We start from the raw sequence: 17,760 nt of genomic DNA on the forward strand, positions 1-17,760 counted from the left end.
ACCGGACGACGGGGCCGGGATGGCCGGCAGCGGGCGGCTCAGGCGGTCTCCTCGGGCTGGAGCAGTTCGATCTCTCCGGCGGCGGCGCGTTCGCGGGCGGCGGCGACGATGGCGGCCTGGGCGGCCTCGCCATCGGCGGGGCGGACGCGCTCGATCCCCTCCATCTCTTCGCGCAGCGAATCGGCCAGCCGCTGGGGCAGGGCGGCGAGCAGGAAATCCGCCGCGGCCGTCTCCTCGGCGCTGCCGGCGCGGGCGGCGACAAGCGCGGTGGCGATGACCCGCGGCTCCACCCCCCGCAGCAGGCGGGGCACATCGGCGGGGCGCAGACGGCGCGGCAGATGGGCAAAGGTGAAGATGGCCCGGCGCACCTCGGCCGCGAAGGCGGGATCCTCGCCCTCGAGGCCTTCGAGCAGCGCCTCGCGCGCGGTCTGCGGGGCGGTGTTGAGGACTGCGCCCAGACGATCCCCCGGCTTGTCGGCAAAGGCCGCCTCGGGCGTCTGTCCGTAGGTGGCCGCAAGGGCACGGCCGATTTCCTGCACCATGGCCGGAGAGACCCCGGCCGTGCGCGAGACGGCATGGGCGACGCGACGCGCCCTCTCCCCCGGCAGCCGGGTGAGTGCCTCGGCCGCGCGGGCGACAGGGATCTTGGACAGGGCGATGGCGGCGATCTCGGGGCTTTCCGCGCTCAGCAGCTCGGCCAGGCGGGGCACCGGCAGGGCGGCGAGGACGGCCCAGGGATCCTTGGCCGTTTCGGGATTCTCCAGAAGGCGGCGGGCGGCCGCGGGGGAGAGGATCCCCTGGAGCGCGGCCAGCGCCTCCTGCGCGGTGGCCGGGGCCGCGAGGCCGAGCGATTCGAGCTTGTCGGCGAATTCGGTCAGGACGGCATCGAGCGTCGCGCGATCCACGACGCCGATGGCCGCCATTTCCCTTGCAAGGGCGATTTGCGTCTCCTCCGGCAGGGTGTCGATGGGCAGACGCACCCCGTCCGAGAGAAGGAATTGCACGACGATGGCGGCCTTGCGGCGCGCATCAAGCGCAGCGGCCGGTGCAGGGGATGGCATCAGACGGTCTCCGGCGGATCACGCCGCCATCGGATCGTCAAAAGGTTGAGATCCGGTTGACGACATCGGGTTGCCGGACGGTTCTGCCTCAACCCGTGACGATGGGAACACAGGTGCCGGTTGCCGGATCCCAGATCGTTCCTTCCGCGCAGGACATTGCCTGATCATGGCTGTCGCGGCAGGCAGCCCAGGCAGAGAGTGGGGCCGCAAGCAGGGCTGCGGCAAGCAGACAGGCCTTCATGACGGACCTCCCCTTTCTGACGCAGGGGAAAGGATACGCCTCCTTCGCCGCAAGTCCAGCGTCAGGGATGGGTGAAGGCGATGGACAGGCGGCGGATCGCCTCTCGCGTGCTGCGGTCCAGAGGCCTGGCCGAGGCGGTGGCCTCGTGCAGGGCGGTCATCCGCTGTTCGATCTCCTCCGCTTCCGCCTCGGTGAAGGGGCGTTCGGGATGCACGAAACTGGCGATGGAACGGCTCCCCCCCCGTTCGATGCTGATGGTCACGCCATGGCGCAGACCATGGGCCGCCGCCCGCGCCATGACACCCCCGGGATCGTCCGAGGCGAAGAGGGACCAGTCCCTCCGGCCGGTATGGGCCAGGGCCCAGGCGACGGTGGGATCGCGCATCACGAGGCCATCGCGGGTATATTCGGCCAGCCAGGCATCCGGATAAGTCTGGAAGAGGTAGAGGGCGCTGGCAAAGCGGACATGCAGCGCGATGGCAAAGCCGGCCGGGGCAAGCTCCATCAGCGAGGCGAGCTGCTCTGCGACATTCACCGTTTCGCGCATGGCGGGGTTGAGTCCTTATGGCTGTTGCTCACCCACGGGGTGAAGGCCTATGGTCAGGCATCGGCGTGGAAACAGGTCGTATGTATCGTTACCCGGCAACCCGTGACAAGGAATCCCCGCCCGCCGCCCCTGCGCCGGATCTGGGGCGGCTTGCGGTTTCGGGCCATTACATCGCCTTGCGGGTGGGCTTTGCCTATCCGCTGGAGGAAGACAATGCCCTCCCCGCATCATGGGTCGAACATTACACCCGGGCCGGCCTGCTGATGGCCGATCCGGTGCTGCACTGGGTTCATGGCTCCACCGGATCGATCCGCTGGAGCGCGCTGGCCGATCGTGATTCGCGGGGGGTTCTGGCCCAGGCCGCCGAATACGGTCTGCGCTTCGGCCTTGCCGTCAGCATCCTCGATCCGGGCCCGAAGGGACATCGCAGCTGGGGCAGCTTTGCCCGCCCGGATCGCGAATTCACCGATGAGGAGGTCGCCTTGCTCGAGGCCTATCTGCGCCAGCGGCATGAATCCCTCGCACCGCCCACCAACATCACCCGCGCCGAGCTCGAGGCGCTGCGCCTGGTCAAGGACGGGCAGCGGCTCAAGCAGATCGCCTGGCAGCTCGGGGTGACGGAAGGGGCCGTCAAGCAGCGGCTCAAGAGCGCCCGTCTCAAGCTCGAGGCCAAGACGGGGGCCGAGGCGATCTCGCGCGCGACGTCCTTCGGGCTGATCTGATTGCGCCGCATTCCTGCCCTGATTCCGACACGATCAGAAGAGAACTGACAGCTCAAGGTTGTGTGACCTATCGTGGATTCTCCCAGGGAGGGAATCCACATGGAAAACGTGACCTTCAATATGGCCGGGCTGCACCGCCACGGCTCGGCTTTCTATGACTATCTGCGCCTGCGGAAGGCCTTCTTCGTCGACCGGCTTGGCTGGGACATTCCCCATGACGACGAGGCGGAGATGGACCAGTACGACAATCCGCGCGCCTGGTATTCGCTCGTGCTCGACGATGCAGGATGCGTGGTGGGCGGCGCACGCTGCATGCCGACGACGGCCCGCTGGGGCGTGCATACCTACATGCTGCGCGACGCGGTGGAGGGACGGCTCGGCTCCATCCCGCCCACCGTCATGCATCAGGTGATCGAGACGCCGGCCGTCTGGGAATGCACGCGCCTCGTGATCTCCGATGCGCTGAGCCGCGCGGCCGATCGCTCGCTCTGCCTGTCGCTGATCTGCGAAGGGCTGGTGGAGATCGCCGCGTCACAGGGCGCAAGAGAGCTCATCTCGCTCTCGCCGGTGACGCTGATGCGCACGCTGCGCCAGCTCGGCTTTGCGGCCGAGCGGCGGGGCGACAGCTATTTCAACGATGGCGACGGGCGGCATTATGCGGTGCTGTCGATGCCAGCCTGTCCTGCCTCGCCCCATCATGCGATCCCTGCCGGGATGCTGGTGGCGGCCGCGCATCGCGCCCGGCCGAGGGCCCTGCACGCGCCTCAGACGGTCTGATCCGCCCCGAAGACACGGGCAAAGATCGCGTCCACATGGCGCAAGTGATGGGCCAGGTCGAACAGCCTTCGATCTTCCGGGGGCAGGGCAGCCGTGACCTCCGGATCGGCCATCAGCAGCGCCTTGAAGTCCGCCTCCTGTTCCCAGGCACGCATCGCGTTGCGCTGGACGGCGGCATAGGCGGCCTCGCGCGTCATCCCCGCCTGCGTAAGCGCCAGAAGCACGCGCTGGCTGTGCACGAGGCCGCGGAAGCGGTCGAGATTCGCGCGCATCCGTTCGGGATAGACGACCAGCTTCTCGATCACGCCGGCCAGGCGGTGCAGCGCGAAGTCGAGATGGATCGTGGCATCGGGGGCGATGCCGCGCTCGACCGAGGAATGGCTGATGTCGCGTTCGTGCCAGAGCGCGACATTCTCCAGCGCCGGCACCACGGCCGATCGGACCAGACGCGCCAGGCCGGTCAGGTTCTCGGTCAGCACGGGATTGCGCTTGTGCGGCATCGCCGAGGATCCCTTCTGCCCCGGCGAGAAATATTCCTCCGCCTCCATCACCTCGCTGCGCTGCATGTGGCGGATCTCGATGGCGATGTTCTCGATCGAGGAGGCGATGACCCCCAGCGTGGCGAAGAACATGGCGTGCCGGTCGCGGGGGATGATCTGGGTGCTGATCGGTTCGGGCCGCAGGCCCATCTTCGCGCAGACATGGGCCTCCACGGCGGGGTCGATGCTGGCGAAGGTGCCCACGGGGCCGGAGATGGCCCCGGTCGCCACCTCCTCGCGCGCGGCGCGCAGGCGGGCGCGGTTGCGGTCCATCTCGGCGAAGAAGCGCGCGAAGGTCAGGCCCAGCGTGGTCGGCTCGGCATGGATGCCGTGGCTGCGGCCGATGCGGGGGGTCAGGCGGTGCTCGAAGGCGCGGGCCTTCAGCGCCGCGCAGACCCGGTCCAGCCCGGCCATCAGCAGATCGGCCGCCCGGCACAGCTGGATGTTGAAGGCGGTATCCAGAACATCCGAGGAGGTCATCCCCTGATGGACGAACCGCGCTTCCTCGGCTCCCACGATCTCGCCCAGATGGGTCAGGAAGGCGATGACATCATGCTTCGTGACCGCCTCGATGGCATCGATTCGCGCGATATCGAATTCGGCATCCTTCGCCTTCCAGACGGCTGCGGCCGCCTCCTTCGGGATGACGCCGAGGGCGGCCTGCGCGTCGCAGGCATGGGCCTCGATCTCGAACCAGATCCGGAACCGGGTCTGCGGGTCCCAGATCGCGACCATCTCGGGGCGGGCATAGCGGGGGATCATGGGCGGGTCTCCTCTGCGGCGGTCCCCTAGGCCGGGACAGGCACGGGGGGCAAGTCCCTCCGCCTTGCCCGGCGTGCGACAGGGGGCTAGGGCAGGGCCATGCTGCGCCCCGAAGACTTCCTTGGCCTCTGGCGGCTGGAGCGGATCATCGACGACCGTCTGTCCGGCATGGCGGGGCGATTCGAAGGGACGGCCCGCCTTGTCCCGCAGGGCGATGGCCTGCTCTACCGCGAGGAGGGGATGCTCCGGCTCGGAGAGGGGACGCCGCTGGTCGCCCATCGCAGCTATCTGTGGCGCTGGGAAGGGGACGCGGTGGCCGTGTCCTTCACGGATGGCCGCCCCTTTCACCGCTTCCGCCCCGCCGGGATCGCCGCCGGCACCGATCATCCCTGCGGGGCCGATCTCTATCGCGTTCTCTACGATTTCGCGGCCTTTCCCCGCTGGACGGCGCAATGGGATGTCGCTGGCCCGCGCAAGGCCTATCGCATGGTTTCGGTCTATGGGCCGCCCTGATGCTTGCATGCCTTTTGCAGCTGCGGCAAGAACGGGCCACTTGCACGGAGGGGAGGTGCCAAGATGGCCCAAGGCATGACGACGGACCGCCCGGTTCTCGCAGAGATCGGGATGTCGGGCGAGGGGGCGATGCGGCTGGCGCGGCGGGCGATGCTGGTGGCAGCGGGCGTGGCCCTGCTGACCGTATCGGCCAAGATCCAGGTTCCGATGTGGCCGGTGCCGATCACGATGGGCACCTTTGCGGTTCTGGGGCTCGGGGCGGCCTACGGGCCGGGTCTCGGCCTCGTGACGATCTTGACCTATATGGGCCTTGGCGCGCTGGGGGCCGATGTCTTTGCCGGCTCGTCCGAGGTGTCGGGGATCACCTACATGCTGGGTGGAACGGGCGGCTATCTGCTCGGCTATGTGCTGGCCACCGTCGCGCTGGGGCTCTTTGCCCGCGCCGGATGGGACCGGTCGATGGGGCGGATGGCGCTGGCCATGCTGATCGGCAATGCGATCATCTATGTTCCCGGCCTGCTGTGGCTGGGGGTGCTGCATGGCTGGGACAAGCCGATCCTGCAATGGGGCCTCTGGCCCTTCCTGATCGGGGACGCGATCAAGCTGGCCCTGGCGGCGCTGCTCTTCCCCTTTGCCTGGCGGATGGTGGCCCGGGCAAAGGGCTGAGCGGCGACCTCCTTGCAGCATGAAACGGCCGGGCCCCGCGCCCGGCCGTTTCCGTCTGACGGGACCGGATCACAGGAAGCGCTCGTCCCAGGGATAGCGGGTCAGCGTCTCGCAGCCCGTCTCGGTGATCAGCACCTGATCCTCGAGCTTGATCGAGAAATCGCCCCCCTCGGGGCTGACCAGCGCCTCGACGCAAAGCGTCATGCCCGGCTCCAGCACGGCTTCCCAGGCGCCTTCGGACCATCCGTCGGGATAGGGGACAAGAGGCCATTCGTCGCACAGGCCGACGCCGTGCATCTTGCAGGAATATTTCTGCCGCTGGAATTCCGGCCGCAGGACATGGCCGCCGAAGGTCAGCTCCCGGATGGAGATACCCGGGCGCAGGCGGGCCTTGTGGTCGGCGATGTGCTCGAGCGCATGGGCATGGGCGTCGCGCATGGGCTGCGGCGCGCGCTCCTCGCCGATCCACCAGGTCCGGCTGATATCCACGCAGAAGCCGTAGCAGCCGATCAGATCGGTATCGAAGGCCAGGATCTCGCGGGGAGAGATCACGCGCGGGCCGCATTCCTGGAACCAGGGATTCGTCCGCGGCCCCGAGGCCAGAACCCGCGTCTCGATCCATTCGCCGCCGCGGCGGATGTTGCCGGCATGCAGCTCGGCCCAGACATCGTCCTCGGTCACGCCGCCGCGTGGGATCGCCTCGCGCGCAAAGCGTTCCATTTCGGCCACCGCCGCCTCGCAGGCCAGAGAGGCGCAGCGCATCGCGGCGATCTCGTCGGGGCCCTTGATGGCGCGCACGCGTTCGGTGACGGCCTCGCCTTCGGTCACCTCGAAGCCCGCGCGCTCCAGCGCGCGCAGCCCGTGGACCATGATCTTGTCCACCGCGATTCGGCGCGATCCGCCGCCATGGTCGCGCATCAGCTCTGCGATCTGTCCGGCGAAGGCGGCTGCATCGCGCGCCGTTCCCTCGCCGCTGACATTGTAGAAGAAGGACGCGCCGGACCGCACCTCGCGCACGAGGGGGTTGAAGCCGGACAGGAAGGGGGCCTGCCGGTAGTCGAACAGGACCATGTGGCCGTCGCAGCCCAGGAACACGGCCCGGAAGGGATTGTGACTGTTCCAGAGCTGCATGTTGGTCGAATCGGTCGCGTAGCGGATGTTCAGCGGATCGAACAGCAGCAGGCCGCCGATTCCGCGCGCCGCGATCGCTTCGGTCAGGCGGCGCCAGCGCCATTCGCGCATCCGCGCCAGATCCGGCGGAGAGAGGCCCGCCGCGGCCCATTCGGCAAAGGCCAGCGGCGTGGGGCCGATCTCCACGCGGTCGTTGTCGTCGGGAGTGCCGTCGGGGCGGGCCGGGCGGCGGCCAGGGTCGATCTTGCGTCGGTCGCGGAAGGGCGGAGGGGGCATGGGCATTCCCGCTGCTGCCGGTGGGGGCAGCCGCCAGCCTGCCCCCAGCCGGTGCCGCCGTCCGGCCGGGCTGCGACATGGCGCGTCGCGGAGGGCGCGCCGGAAACCCGCCGGGGTTCTCAGGCGAGCCCGATCAGGACGCCCAGTCCGTCCAGCCCGCCGGCCATGCTCAGCGCACCGGTCCAGATCCCGCCCAGGGCCAGCATGCGCGCGCTGCGCTTCAGATCCGCTCCGCGGGCAAGACCATAGGCCATCACCGCCGCCCCCACCGGCAGGAAGACCACCATCAGCGTCGCATCCATGGCATGGGCGGCCAGCCGCAGCTTGGCCGAGGGGCGCTGGTCCTCGGCGGGATCGTCCGGCGCATAGAGGGCGGCGCGCACGGCATGGAGGCTCGAACGGTCGGCCCGGGGCAGGTCGGGCTCGCGGTTGGCGGGCTCGCCGGGCCGGGCCACGGGGATGGCGTCCGGTCCGGGGTCCGGCAGGCCGGCCTGCCGGGCCGCGATCGTGGCATCGATCCGTGCCAGGATCCGGCTCACATCCTGCTGTTCGGGCAGGCGCCGGCGCCGCTCGACCTTGAGGCGCCGGGCCGTCACGCGCTTCTTTGCATCGGCCTCGGCATTGATCTGCAGCGCAAGACAGTCGTTGAGGCGGTCGAACAGGTCCGGCCCTGCGGTCTCCTCGCTTTCGGTCCAGACAGTCCGGGAGGGCGGGAAACGGTTGGAGATGCGCTCGGCGATCAGCCCGGCCAGGCGGCGCTGCTGCCGTGCGAGGCGATCATCGCCGGGCACGGGGGCAAAGCCGACCGCCACCGTGACGGCCGTCGCCTTCTCGCGGCCCAGATCCTCGGCCAGGCAGAGCCCGATTCGCGCCCCGCCGATATCCAGGATGGCGACATCGTCATGGTCCCAGGTCAGCCTGCGTTCGGTCACGCCGCAGCCCGACAGGGCCGAATCGAGATCGGCGACAAGCCGGGCGAAGGAAAATCGCGGCGACGCGGTATAGACGAGCTGCCCGATCGTCGTGCGTGGGATGGTGTCGGCCCTGTCGGTCATGGCGGATCTCCTGGTCAGCGGACGGCCTTCGGCTGGCCTGCAACCAAGGGATGACCCCGCAATCGGGCGAGTCTCGGAAGGGTTTATGGAATGTTAATGGTGCCCGGTGCCCCGGCCGCCCTGATTCTGTCGCAATGCGGGGCGCAGCCGGACCTTTTTCTCGGGGCAGCGGGGCGGGATCCGGGTCGAATCGCAAGGGGGGCGCCCTGTGGCGCCCCCCATCCGGTGCTGTCCGCCGACGGTGGCGGTCAGCAGGAATAGTACATCTTGTATTCGACAGGATGCGGGGTGTGCTCGAAGGCGTAGACCTCTTCCCACTTGAGCGCCATGTAGCCCTCGAGCTGGTCGCGGGTGAACACGTCGCCCTGCAGCAGGAATTCGTGGTCCTTCTCCAGCTCCTGGAGCGCCTCGCGCAGGGAACCGCAGACCGTCGGGATCTGGGCCAGTTCCTCGGGCGGCAGATCGTAGAGATCCTTGTCCGAGCTGGGGCCGGGGTCGATCCGGTTCCGGATCCCGTCGAGACCGGCCATCAGCAGCGCGGCGAAGGCCAGATAGGGGTTGGCCGAGGGATCCGGGAAACGGGCTTCGATGCGCTTGGCCTTGGGCGATTCGGCCCACGGGATGCGGATGCAGCCGGAGCGGTTGCGCGCCGAATAGGCCCGCAGGACCGGTGCCTCGAAGCCCGGGATCAGCCGCTTGTAGCTGTTGGTGCCGGGATTGGTGAGGGCGTTGAGCGCCTTGGCATGCTTGAGGATGCCGCCGATATACCACAGCGCCTCCTGGCTCAGGTCGGCATATTTGTCGCCGGCGAAGAGCGGCTTGCCGTCCTTCCAGATCGACATGTTGACATGCATGCCGCTGCCGTTGTCGCCGGCGATGGGCTTGGGCATGAAGGTCGCGGTCTTGCCGTAGGCCTGCGCCACGTTGTGGATGACATATTTGTACTTCTGGATCTCGTCGGCCTGCTTGGTGAGCGTGCCGAAGATGATCCCCAGTTCGTGCTGGGTGGAGGCCACCTCGTGATGGTGCTTGTCCACCTTCATGCCCATCCGCTTCATGGTGGACAGCATCTCGGAGCGCAGGTCCTGCCCGTCATCGATGGGGGGCACGGGGAAATAGCCGCCCTTGACGCCGGGCCGGTGCCCCATGTTGCCGACCTCGAACTCCTTGTCCGTGTTCCAGGCCGCATCCACCCCGTCCACCTCGAAGGACACCTTGTTCATGGCGACCTGGAAGCGGACATTGTCGAAGATGAAGAATTCGGCTTCGGGGCCGAAATAGGCCACATCGCCGATGCCGGTGGATTTGAGATACTGCTCGGCCTTCACGGCGGTTCCGCGCGGGTCGCGCGAATAGGGTTCGCCCGTGTCCGGCTCCACGACATTGCAGTGCACGCAGACCGTCTTCTCGGCGAAGAAGGGATCGACATAGGCCGATTCGACATCGGGCAACAGCTTCATGTCGGACTGGTCGATGCTCTTCCATCCGGCGATGGACGAGCCGTCGAACATGAAGCCGTCCTCGACGAAGTCCGCATCCACCAGATCAGCCAGCACCGTGACATGCTGAAGCTTGCCGCGCGGATCGGTGAAACGGATATCGACATAGGCCGCCTCTTCCGAGGCGATGAGGTCGAGTAGCTTGTTGGCCATGGTCCTTCCCTTGTGCCGGAAATCCTCGGGGCCCGTGGGGCCCGTGTCTGTGCTCAGATGGCGTCCTCGCCGGTCTCGCCGGTGCGGATGCGGATCGCCTGCTCGACCGGGGTGACAAAGATCTTGCCATCCCCGATCTTGTTGGTCCGCGCGGCCGCCACGATGGCGTCGATGGCGCGATCCACCTGTTCGTCGGGCAGGACAACCTCGATCTTCACCTTGGGCAGGAAGTCCACGACATATTCCGCCCCGCGGTAGAGCTCCGTATGGCCCTTCTGGCGTCCGAACCCCTTCACCTCCACGACCGACAGGCCCTGGACGCCCGCCTCCTGCAGGGCCTCCTTCACCTCGTCGAGCTTGAACGGCTTGATGATCGCTTCGATCTTCTTCAAGGGCCTGCCCTCCTGTCTCGGACGCGGTATGAAGAGAGGGCGGGGCAGGGGGAAGGGCGCCCCCCCGCCGGATGGCCCGAATCGCCCGCAAATGCAGCAGAGATGCCCATGATGCAGGCAGGATGCCCAGAAAATGGGCAAATCCAGAATCGGCAGAGGGCCACGCGATGAAGCCCGTCCTGACCGCAGCCGCCATGCGCGCCCTCGAGAGGGAGGCCATCGACAGCGGCCTTGTCACCGGCGCCGAGCTGATGAAGCGCGCCGGCAAGGGGGTCGTGGCCGCCCTGCTGGCCCGCTGGCCGGAGGCTGCCCGGATGCCCCAGCGGGCGCTGGTCCTCTGCGGGCCGGGCAACAATGGCGGAGACGGCTTCGTCGTCGCCCGCCAGCTCCGCCGGCGCGGCTGGGATGTGCGGGTGGCCCTGATGGGCGATCCGGCCAGGGCGCCGGCCGATGCCGCCGCGATGCGCCAGCGCTTCACGGGGGGGATGACCCCCTGCCGCCGCTGCCGGATCGGGGGGATCCCGCCGCTCTCGAGGCCCTTCTCGGATGGCTGGCGGCGGCCCGGAAGGGACGGCCCTGCTACATCATCGATGCGCTGTTCGGCACCGGCCTGTCGCGCGGGATCGCCGGGCCGGGCGGGCCGGATGACCTGATGGCGGGAATCGCCGCCCTGACCGCTGCCGGGGCGGTCGAGGTGCGAATCGTAGCCGTTGACATCCCCTCGGGTCTGTGCGCCGACAGCGGCCGGGTGCTGGGCCGCGAGGGCCGCCCCGCGCCCGAAGGCCGGGGTGTCATCCCGGCGGATCTCACCGTGACCTTCCACAGCCTCAAGCCGGGGCATCTGCTGGCCGACGGCCCCCGCCTCTGCGGCGCGGTGGAGGTGGTTCCGATCGGCCTGCCCGCGGCCGATTCACCGCTCGCCCTCCTGGAGGCGCCCGATCCTGCCCTGCTGGCCAAGGCCGGCTTCGGGCACAAGTATTCCCACGGCCATGCGCTGGTCCTCGGGGGCGGGCGCGGCCGCGGGGGGGCGGCGCGGCTTGCGGCGCGCGGCGCGCTGCGCATGGGGGCGGGCCTGGTCACCCTCGGCGTGCCCCCCGCCGCCCTGCCGGAAAATGCCGCGCGTCTCGATGCGGTCATGCTCCGCGTCCTGGCCGATGCCGATGCCCTGACCGCGATGCTGGGGGATGGGCGGCTCAATGCGCTCTGCGCCGGTCCCGGTCTGGGCCTGGGCGAGCGCGAGAAGGCGCTGCTTGCCGCGGTGCTGGAGGCGGGCCGTCCCGCCCTGCTCGATGCCGATGCGATCACGCTTCTGGCCGGGGACGAGGGGTTGCGCGCCCGCCTGCATGCCGGGGTGGTCCTGACGCCGCACGAAGGCGAATTCGCGCGGCTCTGCCCGGGGATCGCGTCCCGCTGGCGCGCGCCGGCCATCGCCGGGCCGGCCTTCTCCAAGCTCGATGCGGCGCGGCAGGCGGCCGCAGAGCTGGGCTGCATCGTCCTGCTCAAGGGGCCGGATACCGTCATCGCCGATCCCGGCGGGCGGGCCGCGATCCATGCTGCCGTCCGGGATCGCGCGGTGCCCTGGCTGGCCACCGCCGGGGCGGGAGATGTGCTGGCGGGGATGATCGCGGGGCTTCTGGCGCGCGGCCTTCCGCCCTTCGAGGCAGCCTCCGGCGCCGTCTGGCTTCATGCCGAGGCCGCCCGGCGCTTCGGCCCCGGCCTGATCGCCGAGGATCTGCCAGAGGCCCTGCCGGGGGTGTTCCGGGCCCTGGGGCTGTAGAAGGGGCTTCCGGGGCCGCAGAGGGGGCCGCACAGGCCGCGTTCAGACCCCGACTTCCACCCCGTCGGCATAGACGATCTGCGGCCTGTCGAAGGTCAGCGTGTAGAGCGTGAGACCCCGCGGGCGCTCCTCGGTGACGAATTCGCCGTCGATCAGGTGATGCACCTCCAGCAGGGCGCGGGGCGTCCCGCAGAAGGCGCGGGCCCGCCAGTCGCGCAGATGGAGGCGCGTGCCCGGACCCATCAGCAGGTCCCGGTCGGGCCGGTTGCGGCCAAGGCCCCCTGCCGCGATCCGGATCGGGGCCAGGCGCGCCGCCACCGCCTCCAGCGCGCGCAGCGGCTGGGCACCGTGATCGCGGGTGATCACGCGGTCCCCCGGCCGCAGATCCTCGACCGCGACGGCGCCCCGCAGCGTCAGGATGGCGGTCCCCGTCGCCAGCCCGGACAGGAGCGTGAGGCAGCTTCGGGCGCTGATCAGGGTGGCGGCGGTCATCGGCGGATCCTTGTTGCGGCGGGTTTCGTCCCCATTGACACCCCAATGTGTCAACAAGAGGTAAACGCCGGCCGCATTTCTGCCGTATTTACCCCCTCGCGCCCCGGTCCGCCCTCTGCTAAGGGGCGGCGAAGTCGAGGGGGGGAGGGGTTTGCCCGTCCCTCCCCGCGGTCATGCGGGTGTGGCGGAACTGGCAGACGCACCGGATTTAGGTTCCGGCGCCGCGAGGCGTGGGGGTTCGAGTCCCTTCACCCGCACCAGGGCCGCATCGGGGGCCGGGACGGGGCTGCATCGGGGACCGGCCGGGCAGGCCGGACCGGCGGCCGAACAGGGGAAGGACGCGGAGCCACCTCCGCGAGCACGAGAGGATCAAGGATGGAAGTCACCGAGACGCTGAACGAAGGCCTCAAGCGCGGCTATCGCGTCACCGTCACCGCGGCCGAGCTCGACGGCAGGGTTCAGGCCAAGCTCGCCGAGGTGCAGCCCCAGATCGCCATGAAGGGCTTCCGCAAGGGCAAGGTGCCGATGTCGCTGCTGCGCCGCCAGCATGGTCCCCGTCTTCTGGGCGAAGCCATGCAGGAGACGATCGACGGGGCCGTGGCGGCGCATCTGGAGAAGACGGGCGACCGCCCGGCGATGCAGCCTTCGGTGAAGCTGGCCAATCAGGACTGGAAGGAAGGCGACGATCTGATCGTCGATGTCACCTACGAGACCCTGCCCCAGGTCCCCGAAGTGGATCTGACGGCGCTCTCTCTCACCCGGCTCAAGGCCGTGGCCGATGACGCCGCCGTGGAAGAGGCCCTGAACCGCCTTGCCGAATCGGCCCGCAGCTGGGAGGAGCGCCGCAAGGGCAGCAAGGCGCGCGAAGGGGATCAGGTCGTCATCGACTTCACCGGCCGCATCGACGGCGAGGCCTTCGAGGGCGGCGCGGCCACCGACTATCCGCTGGTGCTCGGCTCGGGATCCTTCATCCCCGGCTTCGAGGACCAGCTCGCCGGCGTCAAGGCCGGCGAGGAGAAGGAAGTGACCGTCACCTTCCCCGAGAACTACGGGGCCCGGCATCTTGCCGGGAAGACGGCAGTGTTCTCCGTCACGGTCAAGGCCGTGAAGGAGCCCAAGCCCGCCTCCGTGGATGACGAGCTGGCCAAGCGGTTCGGCGCCGACGATCTGGAGGCCCTCAAGGCCCGGATCCGCGAACAGGTGGAGCGCGAATATGCCGCCGCCTCGCGCGCAGTGGCCAAGCGCGCGCTGCTCGACCTTCTCGATGGTCAGGTGGATTTCGAGCTGCCCGAAGGCCTCGTGAAGGCCGAGGCCGAGCAGATCGCCCATCAGCTCTGGCATGAGGAACATCCCGAGGAGCACGGCCACGGCCATGGCCATATCGAGCCGACCGAGGATCACATCCGGCTGGCCCGGCGCCGCGTGAAGCTGGGGCTGCTTCTGGCCGATATCGGCACGAAGGCCGAAGTGAAGGTGACCGATCAGGAGCTGACCCAGGCCGTCCTGAACGAGGCGCGCCGCTATCGCGGTCAGGAACGGCAGTTCTTCGAATATATCCAGAACAATGCCGCTGCGCGCCAGCAGCTCCAGGCGCCGATCTTCGAGGACAAGGTCATCGACCACATCTTCGCGACCGCCCGGGTCGAGGAGAAGGAAGTCGGCAAGGACGAGCTCAAGGCCGCGGTGGACGCCCTCGACCAGGAATGAGGGCCGCAGGGCCGGATGCCCCGGACCGGGGCGTCCGCCAGCGCCAGGCAGGCCGGACAGCAGCCCGGACAGACGGACGGCCGGTCCCCGAGGCGGGACCGGCCGTTTCCCTGTGACGATTCCTGTCCGGCGGTCTGTCCGCTGTCCGATGGTCTGCCGTGCCCCCGTGCCTGTGGCTTCCGGCGTGGCGGGCTGGTCTCCGTCCTCTCTGTTTCGGCGCGGCGGGGGGGGACAGAAAGGCCGAGATGCGAACGGGCCGCCCGGAAGGGGGCGGCCCGCCAGGGCATCCGTGCTGCGGGAGGGACGGGGCCTCAGGCCTCCTGGGCCGCGGTGCCGATCTCGTCGAAGAGCTGCGAGACCTCGAATTCGGCCTGCGCCTCGGCCTCGGCCGCGAGCTCAGCGACCGACTTGCCCTGCGCCTGCAGCTCCGCTTCCTCGGGCGAACGGGCGACATTGACATGGATCGTCGCATCCACCTCGGGATGCAGACGCAGCGTCACGGCATGCAGGCCCAGCTCCTTGATGGGCGCGTTCAGGATCACCTGCCGGCGCTCCACCGTGAAGCCGGCTGCCGCGGCTGCCTCGGCCACGTCGCGGGGGGTCACCGAACCGTAGAGCGCCCCGCCGTCCGAGGCCGAGCGGATGACCACGAAGGTCTGTCCGTCGATCTGTTCGGCCAGGCGCTGGGCTTCGGCCCGGGTCTCGCGGTTGCGGGCCTCGAGCTCGGCCTTCTGCGCCTCGAAGCGGCGGATGTTGTCTTCGGAGGCGCGCAGGGCCTTGCCCTGAGGCAGCAGGTAGTTGCGGGCGTAACCGGGCCTGACGGTCACGACATCGCCCATCTGGCCGAGCTTGGCCACCCGTTCGAGAAGGATCACTTGCATCGCGGGGTCCTCACTTCACGACATAGGGCAGCAGCGCGAGGAAGCGGGCCCGCTTGATCGCCTGCGCCAGGCGCCGCTGGTTCTTGGCGCTGACAGCGGTGATGCGCGAGGGGACGATCTTGCCCCGCTCGCTGATATAGCGCTGGAGCAGGCGCGTGTCCTTGTAGTCGATCTTGGGCGCGTCCTTGCCCTCGAAGGGGTCGGACTTGCGGCGGCGGAAGAAGGGTCGGGTCGCCATGGGTCATGTCCTCCTGAAGATCACTGCCGGTCGCGCGATGCGCTGCCGCGCTCCTCGCGCGAGCCGCGGCCTTCGCGGTCGTCGCGCTTCTGCATCTGGACCGAGGGGCCGTCCTCATGGGCGTCCACCTTGACGGTCAGCACGCGCATCACGTCCTCGTGCAGCCGCATCAGGCGCTCCATCTCCTGCACCGCGGCCGGCGGGGCGTCGGAACGCAGGAAGGCGTAATGGCCCTTGCGGTTCTTGTTGATCTTGTAGGACATCGTCTTGATGCCCCAGTATTCCTGCCCGACGACCTTGCCGCCGTTCTCGGTCAGGACATTGCCGAAATGTTCGATCAGTGCTTCGACCTGCGCGCCGGACAGGTCCTGACGCGCGATGAACACATGCTCGTAGAGAGCCATGGTCGCTCCTTGCTCGGGCGCGCTTCATAGGGAGGGGGTTCTGCCTTCCGCGCCCCCACCCACGAGAGGCAGCGCCGATCCGATGGGCCCCGCGGAAGGAATGCGGCCTTATAGCGGGCGCCGCTCCGGACGCAAGGGGATCGGCGGGATCGGCAGGATCGGCGGGCAGGACGATGGGCGCGGTCCGGGGCGCGGTCCGGGGCGACCGGCCGCCCGCATCGCCGCTGCCCATTTCCTGCCGCATTCCTGCCGTGCTGTCGGACCGCCCTGCTGACAGGATCGGGCCATCCGCCGTCTGCCCCGCAGCAAGGATGACGATGCACCCGATCGCCGCCTCCGCCTCCTTCCAGATCGAGACCCGCCCCCGGGGCTATGTCATCCGCTCTGTCGGTGGGGCTCCGCTGCCGTTCCTGATCCTTCAGGGGCTTGCGCTGGCCGCCGGCGCGGCGCTGACGGCGGCGGCGCTGCGGCTGGCGATGCTGATCCCCGGGCAGGAGGAGGGAGTTGCCGTCTTCCATGGCGGTCTCGCCCTGCTGGCCGCGGCCGCGGCCGTCCTGCTGCTGCATTTCGCTACGCGCGGCCTCATGGTGGAGGTGGAGGTCGATCTGATGCGCGGCGAACTGCGCGAGGTGATCCGCCACCGCTTCGGCCGTCCGGCCGTGCTGGCCTGTTACGGGCTCGATTCGGGGACGCTGGTCTCGATCCGGCACGGCGGGGGCGAGGCGAGCCTGATCCTGAGGCTGGGGGGCGATGGGCCGGGCCTATGCATCGCCCGCGGCCCTGAAGCCGCCCTTGCCCCCCTGCGTGCCCGGCTGGAGGCGGATCTGCTGCCGGGCCCGGGATCGCCGCCGCCCTCCCGGGCGCTCTCCCGGGCGCTCTCCCGGGCGGCCTGATCGCCGCGCCTGATTCCCTCGCCCCCCCTTTATCCGCCGCGCCCCAGCCGCTAAGCCTCCCGCCACGATCAGACAGGGGGGGGCAGGGCCATGCGAGCATTCGTCTTTCCGGGGCAGGGCGCCCAGGCCATCGGTATGGGTCGCGCGCTGGCCGAATCCTGTCCCGCTGCCCGCGCCGTCTTCGAGGAGGTGGACGAGGCGCTGTCCGAGCCCCTCTCCCGTCTCATCTGGGAGGGGGATGCCGAGAGTCTCCAGCTCACCCGCAATGCCCAGCCGGCCCTGATGGCCACCTCCATCGCTGCCCTCCGCGCGCTCGAGGCCGAAGGGGCGGGCCTCGGCGCGGCGTCCTTCGTGGCGGGGCATTCGCTGGGGGAATATTCCGCTCTATGCGCTGCCGGGGCGCTGACGCTGGCCGATGCCGCGCGCCTGCTGCGCCTGCGGGGCGAGGCGATGCAAGCAGCCGTGCCGGTGGGGCAGGGGGCGATGGCCGCCCTGCTCGGCCTCGATCTGGAGGGCGCCACTGCCGTCGCGGCCGAGGCTGCCGCCGAAGGCGGGGTGTGCCAGGCTGCCAATGACAACGATCCGGCACAGGTCGTCGTCTCCGGCACGCGCGAGGCGGTGGAACGCGCCGTGGCCCTGGCCCGGGGGCGGGGGGCGAAGCGGGCGGTGATGCTGCCTGTCTCTGCGCCCTTCCATTGCGTGCTGATGCAGCCCGCGGCCGAGGCGATGCGCGAGGCCCTTGCCACCACGGCCCTGAGGGCGCCCGCCGTTCCCCTGATCGCGAATGTCACGGCCGAACCCGTCTCGGATCCGGAGACGATCCGCGACCTCCTCGTGCGGCAGGTCACCGGTTCGGTCCGCTGGCGCGAATCCGTCCTGCGCATGGCGGCGCTGGGCGTCACCGAGGCGTGGGAGATCGGGCAGGGCAAGGCGCTGTCCGGCATGATCCGCCGCACCGCGCCGACCATCGCCACCCGTGCCATCGGCACGCCCGAGGAGGCGCGCGAGGCCGCGGCCTCCCTCGCTGTCTGAGG

General features: G+C 69.5%; 21 protein-coding genes and 1 tRNA gene. 10 read left to right on the forward strand and 12 right to left on the reverse strand.

Annotated elements, in window-relative coordinates; genetic code table 11:
- Positions 1-38 precede the first annotated feature (38 nt).
- From RUTHE_RS02700 to RUTHE_RS02705, 3 genes are all read right to left on the reverse strand, one after another.
- On the reverse strand, positions 39-1,061 hold the full coding sequence (locus RUTHE_RS02700; RefSeq protein ID WP_021096721.1) for a FliG C-terminal domain-containing protein: 1,023 nt from the start codon (positions 1,059-1,061) through the stop codon (positions 39-41).
- An 88-nt stretch (positions 1,062-1,149) separates the two neighbouring features.
- Positions 1,150-1,302 (reverse strand): chitin-binding domain-containing protein, encoded by a 153-nt coding sequence (locus RUTHE_RS16355; protein ID WP_021096722.1) that lies wholly within the window; start codon positions 1,300-1,302, stop codon positions 1,150-1,152.
- A gap of 61 nt (positions 1,303-1,363) precedes the next feature.
- Positions 1,364-1,849, reverse strand: coding sequence for an autoinducer binding domain-containing protein (locus tag RUTHE_RS02705; RefSeq protein ID WP_021096723.1), 486 nt, complete (start codon positions 1,847-1,849; stop codon positions 1,364-1,366).
- A gap of 80 nt (positions 1,850-1,929) precedes the next feature.
- Between RUTHE_RS02705 and RUTHE_RS02710 the strand changes: the two genes are divergently transcribed.
- Together RUTHE_RS02710 and RUTHE_RS02715 are read left to right on the forward strand one after the other, a co-directional pair.
- Entirely contained in the window at positions 1,930-2,571 is a 642-nt protein-coding gene (locus tag RUTHE_RS02710) for a helix-turn-helix transcriptional regulator (RefSeq protein ID WP_021096724.1), read from the forward strand.
- Positions 2,572-2,670: 99 nt separating this feature from the next.
- The gene (locus RUTHE_RS02715; protein WP_021096725.1) at positions 2,671-3,348 is read left to right on the forward strand and encodes an acyl-homoserine-lactone synthase; all 678 of its coding nucleotides are present in this window, start codon (positions 2,671-2,673) and stop codon (positions 3,346-3,348) included.
- Here the strand turns inward: RUTHE_RS02715 and purB are convergent.
- Positions 3,336-4,649, reverse strand: coding sequence for an adenylosuccinate lyase (gene purB, locus RUTHE_RS02720; RefSeq protein ID WP_021096726.1), 1,314 nt, complete (start codon positions 4,647-4,649; stop codon positions 3,336-3,338). The two genes, RUTHE_RS02715 and purB, sit on opposite strands and share 13 nt — an antisense overlap.
- A 99-nt stretch (positions 4,650-4,748) precedes the next feature.
- Here purB and RUTHE_RS02725 point away from each other — a divergent pair, with 99 nt between their 5' ends.
- Entirely contained in the window at positions 4,749-5,162 is a 414-nt protein-coding gene (locus RUTHE_RS02725) for a DUF6314 family protein (RefSeq protein ID WP_021096727.1), read from the forward strand.
- A gap of 75 nt (positions 5,163-5,237) precedes the next feature.
- On the forward strand, positions 5,238-5,828 hold the full coding sequence (locus RUTHE_RS02730) for a biotin transporter BioY (protein ID WP_040645182.1): 591 nt from the start codon (positions 5,238-5,240) through the stop codon (positions 5,826-5,828).
- Positions 5,829-5,897: 69 nt separating this feature from the next.
- Here the strand turns inward: RUTHE_RS02730 and dddP are convergent, their stop codons facing one another.
- From dddP to RUTHE_RS02750, 4 genes are all read right to left on the reverse strand, one after another.
- A complete protein-coding gene (gene dddP, locus RUTHE_RS02735) occupies positions 5,898-7,235 on the reverse strand; it encodes a dimethylsulfonioproprionate lyase DddP (RefSeq protein ID WP_021096729.1) in 1,338 nt (445 codons plus the stop codon).
- Between the two features lie 119 nt (positions 7,236-7,354).
- The gene (locus RUTHE_RS02740) at positions 7,355-8,290 is read right to left on the reverse strand and encodes a hypothetical protein (RefSeq protein WP_021096730.1); all 936 of its coding nucleotides are present in this window, start codon (positions 8,288-8,290) and stop codon (positions 7,355-7,357) included.
- Positions 8,291-8,538: 248 nt separating this feature from the next.
- Positions 8,539-9,942 (reverse strand): type I glutamate--ammonia ligase, encoded by a 1,404-nt coding sequence (glnA, locus tag RUTHE_RS02745; RefSeq protein ID WP_021096731.1) that lies wholly within the window; start codon positions 9,940-9,942, stop codon positions 8,539-8,541.
- Between the two features lie 53 nt (positions 9,943-9,995).
- A complete protein-coding gene (locus RUTHE_RS02750; protein WP_021096732.1) occupies positions 9,996-10,334 on the reverse strand; it encodes a P-II family nitrogen regulator in 339 nt (112 codons plus the stop codon).
- A gap of 167 nt (positions 10,335-10,501) precedes the next feature.
- Between RUTHE_RS02750 and RUTHE_RS18145 the strand changes: the two genes are divergently transcribed.
- Together RUTHE_RS18145 and RUTHE_RS02755 are read left to right on the forward strand one after the other, a co-directional pair.
- A complete protein-coding gene (locus RUTHE_RS18145; protein WP_021096733.1) occupies positions 10,502-10,987 on the forward strand; it encodes an NAD(P)H-hydrate epimerase in 486 nt (161 codons plus the stop codon).
- A complete protein-coding gene (locus RUTHE_RS02755) occupies positions 10,957-12,111 on the forward strand; it encodes an NAD(P)H-hydrate dehydratase (RefSeq protein WP_342662215.1) in 1,155 nt (384 codons plus the stop codon). The genes RUTHE_RS18145 and RUTHE_RS02755 overlap by 31 nt, the downstream gene beginning before the upstream one ends.
- Positions 12,112-12,153: 42 nt before the next feature.
- On the opposite strand, the gene RUTHE_RS02760 is transcribed toward RUTHE_RS02755, so the two are convergent.
- Positions 12,154-12,603 (reverse strand): Hint domain-containing protein, encoded by a 450-nt coding sequence (locus tag RUTHE_RS02760; RefSeq protein ID WP_021096735.1) that lies wholly within the window; start codon positions 12,601-12,603, stop codon positions 12,154-12,156.
- 175 nt (positions 12,604-12,778) lie between these two features.
- Between RUTHE_RS02760 and RUTHE_RS02765 the strand changes: the two genes are divergently transcribed.
- Both RUTHE_RS02765 and tig read left to right on the forward strand, forming a co-directional pair.
- Positions 12,779-12,863: transfer RNA gene (locus tag RUTHE_RS02765), tRNA-Leu, on the forward strand.
- 115 nt (positions 12,864-12,978) lie between these two features.
- On the forward strand, positions 12,979-14,310 hold the full coding sequence (gene tig, locus RUTHE_RS02770) for a trigger factor (protein ID WP_021096736.1): 1,332 nt from the start codon (positions 12,979-12,981) through the stop codon (positions 14,308-14,310).
- A 311-nt stretch (positions 14,311-14,621) separates the two neighbouring features.
- On the opposite strand, the gene rplI is transcribed toward tig, so the two are convergent.
- From rplI to rpsF, 3 genes are read right to left on the reverse strand one after another with little or no spacing between them, the layout of a single operon-like run.
- On the reverse strand, positions 14,622-15,191 hold the full coding sequence (gene rplI, locus RUTHE_RS02775; RefSeq protein WP_021096737.1) for a 50S ribosomal protein L9: 570 nt from the start codon (positions 15,189-15,191) through the stop codon (positions 14,622-14,624).
- 10 nt (positions 15,192-15,201) lie between these two features.
- The gene (gene rpsR / locus RUTHE_RS02780; RefSeq protein WP_021096738.1) at positions 15,202-15,429 is read right to left on the reverse strand and encodes a 30S ribosomal protein S18; all 228 of its coding nucleotides are present in this window, start codon (positions 15,427-15,429) and stop codon (positions 15,202-15,204) included.
- 20 nt (positions 15,430-15,449) lie between these two features.
- Positions 15,450-15,833: a 30S ribosomal protein S6 gene (gene rpsF / locus RUTHE_RS02785; RefSeq protein ID WP_021096739.1), complete on the reverse strand. Its 384-nt coding sequence runs from the start codon at positions 15,831-15,833 to the stop codon at positions 15,450-15,452.
- Positions 15,834-16,144: 311 nt separating this feature from the next.
- Between rpsF and RUTHE_RS15265 the strand changes: the two genes are divergently transcribed.
- The gene (locus RUTHE_RS15265) at positions 16,145-16,726 is read left to right on the forward strand and encodes a hypothetical protein (RefSeq protein ID WP_051150363.1); all 582 of its coding nucleotides are present in this window, start codon (positions 16,145-16,147) and stop codon (positions 16,724-16,726) included.
- A 90-nt stretch (positions 16,727-16,816) separates the two neighbouring features.
- Complete coding sequence (gene fabD, locus RUTHE_RS02795; protein ID WP_021096741.1) at positions 16,817-17,758, forward strand: ACP S-malonyltransferase; 942 nt, start codon at positions 16,817-16,819, stop codon at positions 17,756-17,758.
- Positions 17,759-17,760: the final 2 nt, after the last annotated feature.

Origin of the sequence: Rubellimicrobium thermophilum DSM 16684, from assembly GCF_000442315.1 — a bacterium.
In the GTDB taxonomy this organism is placed as follows: Bacteria; Pseudomonadota; Alphaproteobacteria; order Rhodobacterales; family Rhodobacteraceae; genus Rubellimicrobium; species Rubellimicrobium thermophilum.